The 13,235-nt window shown below is 39.3% G+C and carries 12 protein-coding genes; 2 read left to right on the plus strand and 10 right to left on the minus strand.

The genetic code is table 11. The features are described 5' to 3' along the window. Positions 1-3 precede the first annotated feature (3 nt). Positions 4-3,114, plus strand: a complete 3,111-nt coding sequence (locus IEE83_RS14900) for an efflux RND transporter permease subunit (RefSeq protein WP_194121339.1) — start codon at positions 4-6, stop codon at positions 3,112-3,114. Between the two features lie 22 nt (positions 3,115-3,136). After that, on the plus strand, positions 3,137-3,841 hold the full coding sequence (locus tag IEE83_RS14905) for a hypothetical protein (RefSeq protein WP_194121340.1): 705 nt from the start codon (positions 3,137-3,139) through the stop codon (positions 3,839-3,841). A 73-nt stretch (positions 3,842-3,914) separates the two neighbouring features. On the opposite strand, the gene IEE83_RS14910 is transcribed toward IEE83_RS14905, so the two are convergent. From IEE83_RS14910 to IEE83_RS14950, 10 genes are all read right to left on the minus strand, one after another. Beyond that, complete coding sequence (locus IEE83_RS14910; protein ID WP_194121341.1) at positions 3,915-5,417, minus strand: hypothetical protein; 1,503 nt, start codon at positions 5,415-5,417, stop codon at positions 3,915-3,917. A 173-nt stretch (positions 5,418-5,590) separates the two neighbouring features. Continuing rightward, positions 5,591-6,166 carry a DUF4136 domain-containing protein gene (locus IEE83_RS14915; protein WP_194121342.1) on the minus strand — a complete coding sequence of 192 codons (576 nt, stop codon included), beginning with the start codon at positions 6,164-6,166 and terminating at the stop codon, positions 5,591-5,593. Positions 6,167-6,369: 203 nt separating this feature from the next. Next, complete coding sequence (locus tag IEE83_RS14920) at positions 6,370-7,884, minus strand: Do family serine endopeptidase (protein ID WP_228101819.1); 1,515 nt, start codon at positions 7,882-7,884, stop codon at positions 6,370-6,372. A 182-nt stretch (positions 7,885-8,066) separates the two neighbouring features. Continuing rightward, complete coding sequence (locus IEE83_RS14925; RefSeq protein WP_194121343.1) at positions 8,067-8,435, minus strand: hypothetical protein; 369 nt, start codon at positions 8,433-8,435, stop codon at positions 8,067-8,069. A gap of 21 nt (positions 8,436-8,456) precedes the next feature. Further along, a complete protein-coding gene (locus tag IEE83_RS32950) occupies positions 8,457-8,687 on the minus strand; it encodes a hypothetical protein (RefSeq protein WP_228101820.1) in 231 nt (76 codons plus the stop codon). 6 nt (positions 8,688-8,693) lie between these two features. Beyond that, the gene (locus IEE83_RS14930) at positions 8,694-9,068 is read right to left on the minus strand and encodes a hypothetical protein (protein ID WP_194121344.1); all 375 of its coding nucleotides are present in this window, start codon (positions 9,066-9,068) and stop codon (positions 8,694-8,696) included. Between the two features lie 169 nt (positions 9,069-9,237). Further along, positions 9,238-10,491, minus strand: a complete 1,254-nt coding sequence (locus tag IEE83_RS14935; protein ID WP_194121345.1) for a sensor histidine kinase — start codon at positions 10,489-10,491, stop codon at positions 9,238-9,240. Beyond that, positions 10,488-11,165: a response regulator transcription factor gene (locus IEE83_RS14940; protein WP_194121346.1), complete on the minus strand. Its 678-nt coding sequence runs from the start codon at positions 11,163-11,165 to the stop codon at positions 10,488-10,490. The genes IEE83_RS14935 and IEE83_RS14940 overlap by 4 nt, the downstream gene beginning before the upstream one ends. 63 nt (positions 11,166-11,228) lie before the next feature. Further along, positions 11,229-12,074: a ThuA domain-containing protein gene (locus IEE83_RS14945; RefSeq protein ID WP_194121347.1), complete on the minus strand. Its 846-nt coding sequence runs from the start codon at positions 12,072-12,074 to the stop codon at positions 11,229-11,231. 154 nt (positions 12,075-12,228) lie between these two features. After that, positions 12,229-13,134, minus strand: coding sequence for a magnesium transporter CorA family protein (locus tag IEE83_RS14950; protein WP_194121348.1), 906 nt, complete (start codon positions 13,132-13,134; stop codon positions 12,229-12,231). Positions 13,135-13,235: the final 101 nt, after the last annotated feature.

The raw sequence follows: 13,235 nt of genomic DNA on the forward strand, positions 1-13,235 counted from the left end.
TCTATGGATAAGCTCATAAAAAGCATCATCGGATTTTCGCTCAAAAACAAGGCGATTATCTTTTTTATAACACTTCTCGTAGTAGTGGCCGGCGCGGTTAGTTTCTATTTTACGCCTGTTGAAGCCTACCCGGACGTTACCAATACGGAAGTGGTGATTATCACGCAGTGGCCTGGAAGAAGCGCCGAAGAAGTAGAGCGTTTTATTTCTGTTCCGATTGAAACAGAAATGAATTCAATCAGTCATAAATCTGCTTTGCGTTCAATTAATTTATTCGGATTATCCTTTATCAAAATTGTTTTTGAAGATGGGATCGATGGATTCAATGCCAGAATGGAAGCTTCTCAAAAGCTCGCCAATGTTAATCTTCCAGATGGTGTAGACGCAGAAATTCAGCCGCCAGCAGGACCTACCGGGGAAATTTACCGCTACACATTGGAATCGGATACTAAAACAAATACCGAGTTGAAAACAATTCAGGACTGGGTTGTTGAAAAAAGCCTGAAAGCGGTTTCTGGCGTAGCAGATGTGGTGAGTTTCGGTGGTCATATTAAAACATTTGAAGTTAGCGTAAATCCTAATCTTCTCGCTAAATACAATCTGACCGCACTTGATATTTACAGCGCTTTGCAAAGAGCAAATGTGAACGTTGGCGGTGATGTTTTACGACAGGGACAGCAGGCTTTTGTAGTTCGTGGAATCGGGATTGTGACCAGTGTTGCGGACATCGAAAAAATTATTGTCAAAAATCTCAATGGCGTTCCTGTGAGAATGACAAACATTGGAACCGTACATGAATCTGCTTTGCCTCAACTGGGAATTGTCGGTCGCGACAGCCATGATGATGCTGTGGAAGGAATTGTATTGATGCGAAAAGGTGAAAATCCAGGAGAAGTTTTACCTGCTTTGAAAGCAAAAGTAGACTACTTAAACACTATCGTTCTTCCTTCCGATGTTAAAATCAAAGTATTCTACGACCGGACTGAATTGAATAGTCACACGTTAAGAACCGTTGGAGAAAATGTAGCAATGGGTATTACGCTGGTTACCGTAATTCTCTTGATTTTCCTTGCAGATTGGCGCACCACTGTAACCGTTGCACTGGTAATTCCATTGGCGCTATTATTCGCCTTTATACTAATGCGCGCAAAAGGCATGAGTGCTAACTTGCTTTCTATTGGCGCTATTGACTTTGGTATTATCATTGACGGAGCCGTTGTAATGGTCGAAGGACTCTTTGTAATGCTCGCCCACTGGGCCGAAACCGAAGGCATGGAGAAATTTAACAAACGTGCTAAGCTTGGAAAAATTCTCAAAACGGCGGTGGAAATGGGAAAATCCATTTTTGTTTCCAAGCTGATCATCATTACGGCATTATTACCGATTTTTTCTTTCCAAAAAGTGGAAGGAAAACTTTTCAGTCCGCTGGCATTTACGATGGGTTTTGCACTTTTGGGAGCACTATTATTGGCCCTGACTTTTGTGCCGGTAATGAGCAGCATTTTATTAAACAAAAATGTTCGTGAACGCCATAATCCAATTATCGAATGGCTTAACAGAAATTATTCACCTCTGCTTAACCACGTGATGCTCCATCCCAAAAGAGCGGTTATCACGGCTGTGGCAGCACTTTCGATCGCGATCTTTTCCTTCCGCTGGGTTGGTTCAGAATTTCTTCCGCATTTAAATGAAGGATCTATTTATGTACGGGCAAGTATGCCGCTTTCCGTAAGTCTGGAAGACAGTTATCATTATACCCGGAAATTTCGTCAGATTTTTGAACAGTTTCCCGAAGTAAGAGGTGTCATTTCACAAACCGGAAGACCAAATGATGGTACCGATGCAACGGGCTTTTTCAACCAGGAATTTTTTGTTGATTTATTCCCAAAGGAAGAATGGAAACGGGATATTTCCAAGGAAGAATTAATTGCCCAGATGCAGGCAAAACTGGCTGTTTACAAAGGAATTGACTTTGGATTTTCACAACCTATTTCTGATAACGTGGAAGAAGCAGTTTCAGGTGTCAAAGGCTCCATTGCCGTCAAAATTACAGGTAATGATTTAAATCTTCTTGACAAAAAATCGGATGAGGTTTTTGCTCAGCTTAAAACGGTTAGTGGGATTGAAGATCTGGGAATTTTTCGAAACCTGGGCCAACCGGAATTACGGATTACCTTAAATCCTGATAAAATGGCACAGTACGGCGTAGATGCGGCGGATGCCAATGCCGTTATCGAAATGGCCATTGGTGGTAAGGCAGTAAGCCAGGTTTATGAAGGAGAACGAAAATTTGATCTGCGTTTAAGATACGACCTGCCCTATCGTTCATCAATTGATCAGATTGGAAATTTACTTGTTCCAACTTTAAATGGAGGAAAAATACCGCTGAAAGAAATTTCAGCCATTAAAAACCAGGCTGGCCCTGCCTTTATTTACAGAGAAGATAATGCGAGATTTATCGCAGTTAAGTTCTCTGTGCGCGGTCGCGACCTGGGAAGTGCTGTGGATGAAGCGCGTCAAAAAGTTAAAGATCATGTCAAACTTGAAAAAGGTTATGAAATAAAATGGAATGGCGAATTTGAAAATCAGGAACGGGCAGAAAAACAATTAATGATCGTCGTACCAATTAGTATTTTATTGATATTTTTTATACTTTTCGCATCATTCGGAAATACGCTGGATTCGGTACTTGTATTGTTAAACGTTCCTTTTGCGTTAATTGGTGGAATCGCAGCTTTACTGATCACAGGTGTTAATTTTAGTATTTCAGCAGGTGTTGGTTTCATTGCTTTATTTGGTGTGGCAACGCAGGATGGTGTAATTCTCGTAAATAAGTTCAGACACAATTTACAAGCTGGAATGCCATTGGTTGAAGCGATTAAAGACGGCGCAAGGTCACGTTTGAGGCCGGTAATCATGACGGCACTAATGGCATCCCTTGGACTTTTGCCAGCCGCACTTAGTACCGGAATAGGGTCTGAAACGCAGAAACCTTTGGCCATTGTAGTGATTGGAGGATTAATGACAGCAACGTTATTATCGCTTTTGATCCTGCCAACGATTTATGAATTCATTTACAGCAGCAGGGAAAAACGAAAAAATCTTTTAAAATAATTAAAAAGAGGAAGTATCGAGTATGAAAATCAGAATGCGCAAGGCTGAATACGTTACAGGATTAAAATCTGTTTGTCTTTGCTTTTTGTTTGTTTTGATTTCGTGCACGCTTCGTGCAGAAAAAGATACTGATACTTCCTCTGCTCCAAAAGTAGGGCTGCTTTTTAATTTTGACTCCCGTAATACCTACATCCAAAATAAACATTTCAATATCTGGGGATTGCGCGCCGGTTTGAGTTTTGGAAAAAAATCACATCGCATTACTTTGGGATATTACTGGATGGGATATGACGCTACCAAATCGATTTTACGTTGGCATAAAGTGCTGTCACCAAGAATCAACATGTCTTCCCTAACCCAGACAGACGTTCAGTTTCTAAGTCTGGCGTATTGGTATCCTGTCCTAAAAACAAAAAAATGGACACTACTTGCTCCCGTAGAATTTGGAATTGGTAAGCAATCTTCACATTATAAAGATTTTTTTGAAGACATTTTGATGAGAAGAAAAGAACGATATTTCCAACCTTTCCAGATTGGTGTCTACGCTGAACATAAGCTAACACCTTGGGCCGGACTTTATTTACAAACCGGGTATCGCAATGCGATAAAAAGTGGAAATATTGATCATCATTTCGGCGGGATGTATTATAGTTACGGGCTGACTTTGTATCCTGAGACTATTTACAAGGATCTAAAAAACTGGCGGGCCAAAAGAAGGAAATTATAATTCATTTATAACAAAAAGAGGCAGTCATGTCGACTGCCTCTTTTGCTTCAAACTATATAAACACATCAACTAATTAACGACGTCCGCCGCCACCTCTCATTCCACCACCGCCTCCGCCGCTACGGAAACCACCGCCACTAAATCCACCACCGCCTCTGCTGAAACCTCCGCCGTTGGATGGTCTGCTAAAACTGCTTCCGCCATAACTTCTGTTTCCATAACTTTGGCTTGGCGCCATTGAACGTGAGCCTTGTGAATAAATCCGTCCTTGATTATAACCTCCGCCACGATTAGGTGATGACAACCAGTTTGAACGAGCCATACCCATATTTGGACTGTAATGTCTTCCTGCTGCTCCTATGAAACCATTGCTGCGAGGCGAAATAAAACGCCCTCTTGACAAATAGTTATTACGGTAGAAATTACCATAAGTACGATATAAGTGCGGATAATATCTGTAAGCCCCACCGAAGAACCAGCTTGAAAATCCGAAACTAGGAAATCCATATAAGCCCATTCCATAATACAAACCGCCACCGAAACCATATGCACCAGGATACCACATCGCCGAACCATACCATGAAGGGTAACCAAACCAGTATGGGTAAGGGTTATTGTAGATGTTGACAACTTTATCACCGGTTGGTGCAGGATAGCTGTAACCATTATTAGCCGAAGCATATTGTTGCTGCGCCTGATTATATTCTTGTTGGGCTTGCGGATCCTGAGCCAGATCATGTTGATAATCTGCTAAATCCTGTTTGTTTTGAGCTTCAAGTTTGTTATGAAGATCGGCAAGGTCTTGACGAGTTCCATCCGGATCATTTCTGAATTCACGTCCTAAACGGGCTGTAAGATCACTGTGATCATTCAAAATAGACAATACGTCCGGCATTTCCTGCAAACTTCTGAAAGCACTTTGAGCATCACTGTTTAATGGGCTCACCATATCTTCAAAAGAATTCATGGCTTGTTGATTTAAATTATCAACCGTTACCAAATCACTGTGATGATTATTGTATAATTTCCAGGCAGATTCTTTTAAATCCGCAGATGCGTTCGGAACATTTGATACCAATCCATCGATCTGTTCTCTGGATTGTCGACGTGGCAATGTAGCAAGCTGATGCATCAAATCCGGATAACGGGAAACCTCGTAAAACCAGTTTTGTTTTTTCTGAGGATAATCCTGGATGGTTGATTGAAAAGCCTGTGATGTATTATCCCGGATTTGGGCAAGTTTGCTCAAAATATCCGGATACTGCGTTGCAATCAAAATGTCATTTCTGACATCGTCATTATACTGGGCAACCAAAGACTCAAGACTTTGTTGCGAACTGGCCGATTGTCCGTTAGTATATGATTGTTGTTGGTTACCATATTGCTGCGGATTAGCATATTGCTGCTGATTTCCGTATTGCTGACTGCCATAATTATTTTGATAATTTTGGCTGTAACCTGTAATCGATGCAGTTACTAAAAAGGTAGCTGCAAGCACTGTTGTTGATAAACGAGGTTTAAAGGTATTCACCCCGTTTATTACGATATCGGAATTACCTTTTTTATGCGATTTCATGAGCTGATGTGTTAAATTTGAATACTTTCTTAACCTTTAACATTTCAAAATTACAATGACATTCTGTTGAAATATTGTAGTTAGAGAACAAGAATGAAATAATAATAATTTATTTTTTCAAGCATAAAACAGGCATCTTTTTGATGCCTGTTTTATTAATTCAATTCAGCAGATTATCCCTGAACGGGGAAATCTTTCATAAGTTTTTTCACTCCTTTATTGATTCTTTTTTCCAGATGGTTTGGATTGGTTACATCACCCGTGATTGCCTTTTGCCAGATGATGTTTCCGGTTTTTGTATCAACAACATCAAGGATTAATGTTCCGTCTGTATTATTGCTGGAAGATGGATATCCGCCGTAACCACCGTAACCATACCCGCCATAGTAAGGCATTCCGTAACCGAATCTGCCAAAACCCATCATCGGATAGCCCATCATAGGGTAACCACCACCATAATAATTTCTACGAACACGCTGGGTATAGGTATGAAATTGCAGAAGTAAATCAGGATTCTGCGTTTCTCTCACTAAACCTTTACCATTTAAAGCTGCGTCAAACGCTTGTTGGATACGTTGGCGGGAATATGTGCTGCTGTACATTGGATTCTGATTTTTTTTCATATCCGGTACAATCCAGTTGTAAGTGTGCGCCGTTACGCAACTCATTGTTCTTGGTTTTGAATTATTTGCAAAAACCATTGTGCTGAAAATACTTAGCACTGCCAATAGAATCAGGCTCTTTTTCATTTTTTTACGATGATTAAATTTTTAATAACTAAAACTGGGTTTTTATTAAAAATAAACTTTTCATCTGTTTTGGTTGCATGCTGTCTTTTGGTCGGACATGCCATCCATTTGGACGAATTCATCTTTCTGTTCGGGCGGACCCGCCATTCGTTTGGATGAACACGCCATTTGTTTGGGCGGACACAAGGCCCGCCCCTACCATCTCACAAACCAATCGCATAATATTGTGTTTCCTGACTTCCAGGATATACTCCCTCAATCATTACCCCACCTTTTTTACCTTCTAATGCTTTCATCGCTTGCTGCACGTTTCCAACAGGTGTTTTATCTATTTTAGTAATAACGAAACCATCCTGCATATCCGTATTCTGACGGACTTTTCCTGCATTAATTTGGCTCACAATTACGCCTTGTTCAACATCCCAGTTTCTTTTTTGCTGAGTTGTTAAATCCTGTAATTCGATTCCGAGATTATCAAGTGTCTGAGCAGATTTTTCTGCAACCAGCGTGCCTGTGTTACTTTTTAGGGTAACGGTCAACTCTTTTTCAACACCTTCACGATTCACATTCACAACTACTTTATCACTGGGTTTATGCTGCGCGATGGATTCTTGTAACTGAGGAACACTTTCAATCTGATGTCCATCAATTTTTGTGATTATATCTCCGATTTTTATCCCTGCTTCGCGAGCGGCACTTTGCTCTGCAAAACTTTCAACACGGACGCCTTCATTCACTTTCAAATCGTAAGACTTCACTTTTGTGCCATCCACCTCACTGATTCCTACACCCAGGTAACCACGCTGAACTGAACCAAATTTTGAAATATCTTCTACAACTTTATGGGCGATACTTGAAGGAACAGCAAATGAATATCCTGCAAATTGTCCCGTCTGACTCGCGATCGCTGTATTGATACCAATCAGATTTCCATTTAAATCAACCAGTGCGCCGCCTGAATTACCTGGATTTACAGCTGCATCCGTCTGAATAAATGATTCGACCGGCGCTTTTGAATTTTCTCCTAAAATATTGATACTACGACCTTTTGCACTTACTATCCCGGCTGTAACGGTTGAAGTAAGATTAAAAGGATTACCAACTGCCAAAACCCACTGTCCTACTTTTACATTTTCCGAACTACCAAAAGATAATGCAGGCAGGTTTTTAGCATCAATTTGTATCAGGGCAATATCCGTGTTTGGGTCAGAGCCAATAACTTTTGCTTTGAAAACCCTTTTGTCGGCCAAAGTCACTTCCAAAGATTCTGCCCCTTGGATTACGTGGTTGTTTGTGACGATATATCCATCCGGATTGATAATAACGCCTGAACCGGAAGCTTGTGCTTTTTCACCTCTTCCCTGTCCCTGCGGCCCCTCCTGACCAAATGGACTGCGACCACCAAAAAAGTCCCTCAGTTCATCCGGAACCTGCATTTGGCTAACATTTCTTTCTGGTTTTAGTGTTGATTTTATATGGACTACCGCCGCTGTGGCTTTTTGTGAGGCAAAAGAAAAATCGGCTGGAATCATGGCTACATTGGCGCCTGTATTTTTTTCATCCAAACGGGCTTTAACAACAGGCATGTTGTTTTCAACCCAGCTTGAAATGGTATCAGGCTTGCTAAAATGTTCATATGCAGCAAAAGAAGAACCTCCCAAAAAAGCAAACGCCAAAGCAACAGGAGCAAGTTTTTTGATATTTTGTTTTTGAAACATGACTATAAAAGATGATTAAGTTGAACGATGGATTAACCGACGATTAAAGTGCCTGAATTAAGACCAGCTGAAAACCTTATCAGCTACTTTGCCTCGTTTGTTAATTCAAAATTGCAACATGATCCTGTTGTAATCTTGTGGGAATTCTGAAGAGATTTTGAAGTTTTAAAAATTACCTCAAATTAAAAATTGACGCAAATAAATGAAGACGCCAAACTGGAAAACTTGGGAAATAGTAAACGCTTTACCGACCAGTTATTATAAGCACACATATTGGGAAGTTCCTGCTGAAATTGGCGGTATTTAGACATCAGGAAAGGAAGATGAGCAATCTGATCAGGCTCTTTGGATCTGGAAGTAAGCCAATCTCTGACACAACCTATTACCGACATGACCTTAAATTCATGCGCCATAGGATCCTGACTAGCTAAGTCAGAAAGATATATTTTAGAAGAATATCTGTTTCCTTCAAGAAATAAATAGCTTTTCTTTTTTTGTTTACCATTTCCATATTTTTGACAACCAATAAATAAATCAAGTTCAAGCGGCATGTTGAGCCTGCCATCTTTATGCTAAACGTCATGAATACCAAACTGACATTCCTGAATCAGGTTGGTTATTCGTTGTAATCGGTTTTCATCACCTTCAAATTCCAGCGTACATCTGGGTGTAAAGTCACAGGCATGAATTGTAAAAATGATTGCATGAAAGATCTTTTTAAACTGCTCATCGAACGGACAATTTATAAAAACACTTTCTTCAAAAACAGGACTTTTAATTATTTTATTTTGACTAACTACCACAGAAACTTACTTTTTCAAAGACCTGTTTAAAGTTGCCAAAACCGCCTTTTCAGCCATTTCCGCAGTTTCCTTGCTAATTGAAGGATTGGCCGCTGCTCTAAATTTCCTGCGTACCGGAACTCCAGGGAAAGATTTCGTTCCAATACCAACGGTCAGCTCACCAGAAATTTCATCCCTTTTAATCCAATGCCCCGTGTTAATATTTCTGGTTTGCGAAAAATTTACACCTTTCCCTAATTTCATAGTACTTCCAAACGAATCCAGCTTTGTTAAAACAGGTGCTTTGTAAATTACAACCGATGTTTTTCTGTTTCTTGTAGAAATCGATTTTGGTGAAGATTGATGGTAAAAAACACCATCTTCTTTTAGTTCTTTGCTCATAGTTTACAGCATTAAATTTTAATAATGCCAAAAACTACAACAATATTATTCGATACCCAAATCCTAACACATATTTGATTAAGATATTCAAAATCAGCTTAAAACATAAAAAAAGGAAGGTCATAAACCTCCCCCTTTCTCTTTTTATTAGCCATGAAAAATCTTTATATCACCAACTAACGGTCAAAGTATGCCATTCGTGGTCTATCTCATATTTTAAATTTTGTCCGTTCACTTCACAAATGGTTTTAACCAGCGCAAGACCAAGTCCAAGTGAGGCAGAAACTGTGCTTTCTTTTCTAAAACGTTCAAACAACTGCTCCGGGTTCAAATTCAGCATTTTTCCTGTATTTTTAACCGAAAAAAATCTTTCACGTAAGGTAATAATAATCTTTCCGTTTTCAACGTTATGGCGGATCGCATTTGTCAATAAATTATTAACCAATATTTCTGCGAGCGCCGGATGTATTACCAAACCAACAGATTCCATGTCTGTCTGAATCGATATTTTTCGTTGGACAATCAAATCTTCCAGATCCTGCAACTTCCCATTTATAATAGGAACCAGATTCACCGGATCCGTTCCTGCCAGGAATTGTCTGTTCTCTATCTTTGTCAGCAATAATAATGCCTGATTCAAACGCCCCAATCTATTAGCAGCTTCACTGACACTTGACAATGTAACAAGTTGTGATTCCGTTAAAGTTTCATCCTGAAACAATCCTTCAATTTTTGAAAGGATCACTGCCAGAGGCGTTTGTATTTCATGCGATGCATTTTCAGTGAATTCTTTGAGATTTTGATACGCCGCAGCAATTCTTTCCGTAAGCTGCGTAACAGCCAGATTGAGCTGATCAAATTCCAAAGTTTCCTCTTTCTTAAACTCCAGAGTTTCGTGCTGCTGAATCTGGTATTGATCCAGTTTTCCTAAAGTTTTGTAGAAAGGTTTCCACAAACGCTCTGACAACCAACTATTTAACAACAGCAAAGAAACCAATAACAACGCAACAATAAATGTAATCGTCATTACAACCGTTTCCAGTAACCGCTGCCGTTGTAAAAGCATTTTACTGATTGTTATTTTATACCATTGCCCCAATGATCTCTCATAAAAAACCAATTGGCGGTAAGGCTGATACTCATTTTCAGCAAGATTCAACATCGAAGTCTCCCGCATAAAAGGTCTTCCCGGATACTGAACTGGTTGAAGCTGTAAACTATCACCCAACTGTAAAATATACACCGGCAAAGTATCCAGATGCCTCAACTGCCATCGCACTTTCACCTGACTTTGAAATAATTCTTTATTAGCCTCCCTGTCAATCAGATACCTTACTGAAACATAAAATAACCCCGCTCCCAAAAATAGAACGATCATCGATGTTACCAATTGGTAGCGAAGTATCCGGAGTAATAATCTCATTGCTCGCTAAACTTATATCCTACTCCGTAAATTGATCTCAGATAATCCGGACAACCCTTATCCATCAGTTTTTTCCTCAGGTTTTTAATATGCGTATAGATAAAATCAAAATTATCCATCAAATCCGCATCGTCTCCCCATAAATGCTCAGCGATGGATTCCTTGGTTAAAACCCGGTTTTTGTTAGCGATCAGATAAATCAACAAGTCATATTCCTTTCTTGTCAAAATTATCTCCTGGCCTTCCACAGCTACAAAATGCTCTTGAGGCTCTATATTTATTTTACCAAAACGTATCTGCTGATTTCCCTGAAAATTCCGTCTGCGGATCACAGCCTGCACTCTTGCATTAAGCTCGGAGAGATGGAATGGCTTGGTTAAATAATCATCAGAACCCAAATTCAAACCTTCAATTCTGTCATCAAGTGAATTTTTTGCAGAAATGATAATGATACCCGTTTCCGGATTCTTGCGTTTCAGTTCACGAACAGCATTCAGTCCATCACCATCCGGAAGCATTATATCAACAAGCACACAATCGTACTTATATATATTTATTTTTTCAATGGCCGATTCATAATCAGATGCCCACTCGCAAATGAAATTTTCGCGTTGGAAATAATTCTGAATACTCGTTGCCAGCGCCTTCTCGTCTTCTATGAGTAATAGTTTCATAGCCTGATATTTTGTACAAATGAAAGCATGAATTTTGTTGCAATTCTGTACTTGCGCTTAAAATTACTTTTTCCCAGATCCCAGCCACAAAAGACCGTCAATAATCAACTGATTCTGAGTTTTATTGGCAAATGTGTATGACAATGTTTTATTGGTTTTATTTTCATAGTCAATATCGTTATGCCCCATATTCAGATAAAGCATTTTGAAATTTTTATTTGTCCAAACCACAGGATAATATCCGCTGTGCCAAATCTCGTGCTGCTTGGGACCAGTTCCTAATGGAAAACTGGTGGAATCAATTGATAGAAGAATTTTGATATCCGGATTTTTACGAAGATCATGCTCCCAGCGATACCATTCATTTGGTGAAGAGTTAAATGTTTCAGGAAGGTTTTTTGTGGCCGGATGTTTTCTATCCTCAACTCTCAAAACAGCAGAAGTTGGCCGCCAGGTATTACTGGCATATTGTCCTGAACCCAAAAACTTTTCATGATACCAATCCCAATCCTGGTTAAAAGCAGACGGAGTCAATGCAAATGCTGCAAAATGAAAGCCTATCCAGGCTCCCCCGTTTTCCATGTACTTTTGAAATGCGGCTCTTTGTTCAGGTTTTTCGGGACGTGTGTCCAGGAAAAGAACGACCTGATAATTTGAAAGAAATTCAGCATTCAGTTTACTCCAATCGGTCGTAGAATCGTAGGTGAAATTATACTGAGCAGCGATCTTTGGAAAAAATTTATTCGCCTCATGCATATAACTGATATGTGCCTGATCATTTTTGCCTGTATAGAAGGCGATGACCTTAAATTTTGGCTTTTTATTTTGTGCTTGTACAGATGGCACAACAAAAAGTAGAGACACTGAACACAAAAAGATACTTAACGCCCTTTTAAAAAAATCTACCATATTACAGAATTGAAGGTTTAGGAATCGAAAATATTCGCATGGAAAAACAAATATGATTCAAGTTTCCCAAATTAACAATCTTACAAATTTCTGCACCATTATATTACTTTGGCATATAGTACACGATAGATCTATTTCAATGAATTTATCAGAATTAAAGCCATTCCCGTTTTTTAAACCAATAATATATACAACCCGTCACTACACCCATCAACAGCATAACACCCGGATAGCCGAACCTCATTTTCAGTTCCGGCATATGCTCAAAATTCATCCCATAAATGCCAACAATGAATGTGAGCGGCATGAAAAAGACTGAAAAAATAGTCAGGACCCGGATAATTTCATTGGTTCTTTGAGAAGAAAGTGAGAAATAGATTGTTAATAAATGATTTGTGTTTTCAAAAAGTGTATCGTAGATATTGTGCAATTTCACATAAAGATCTCGTGTGTCACGCGTGTAGGTATTACCCGGCTGGTTATCAATTTTATCTACGATTTCAAAAGTAAGAATCAGGATTCTGCGCGTTACGTCAACCTTTCTTTTTAAATAGTACAAACCTTCCAGAAGCGAACGTTTTCTATTTTTTAAAAACATATTGGTTTCAAAAAATTCTATTTCCCTGTTCAGGCGAGCTGCGTGTTGATCGTAAGTTGCCAATCCGGTTTTTACGATTTCATTGAGAATATGATGAGCTGATTTACAGTAATCCGATTTGATATATTCATCTTTGATCTTTTCAGATTCCGGCCATGGTTTTTTATGAATTGTGATTACGCGTTCCTCTTTCATAAAAATTGCAATCTTGTCCGTCAGTTCTCTGACTGTATCTGCCTGGTTTGCTACTTCGCTGGTATGCAAACGTAAAATAATAAAGACATCGCCTTCATTACCAACAATTTCATATTTCGGGAGATGGTCCGGTTGAAGGCAATCGTTCACCGAAGATTCATGAAGGTTGTATTTTTTAGCAATTTCATGCAACTCGTCCATACTTGGGTCGGTAACGTCCAGCCACTCAAAAGGATGTTCGGACTTATCTGCAAATGTTTTGATCATAAACTAAATCAGTTTCAAATAAAAAAGAGGATTTTGGAAGAAATACCTTTCCTGCCCATCTCATACAACTTTTGTTCCAGAGCGTAATAAAACCAAGAATT

The organism is Dyadobacter subterraneus, from assembly GCF_015221875.1.
Taxonomy (GTDB): Bacteria; Bacteroidota; Bacteroidia; order Cytophagales; family Spirosomataceae; genus Dyadobacter; species Dyadobacter subterraneus.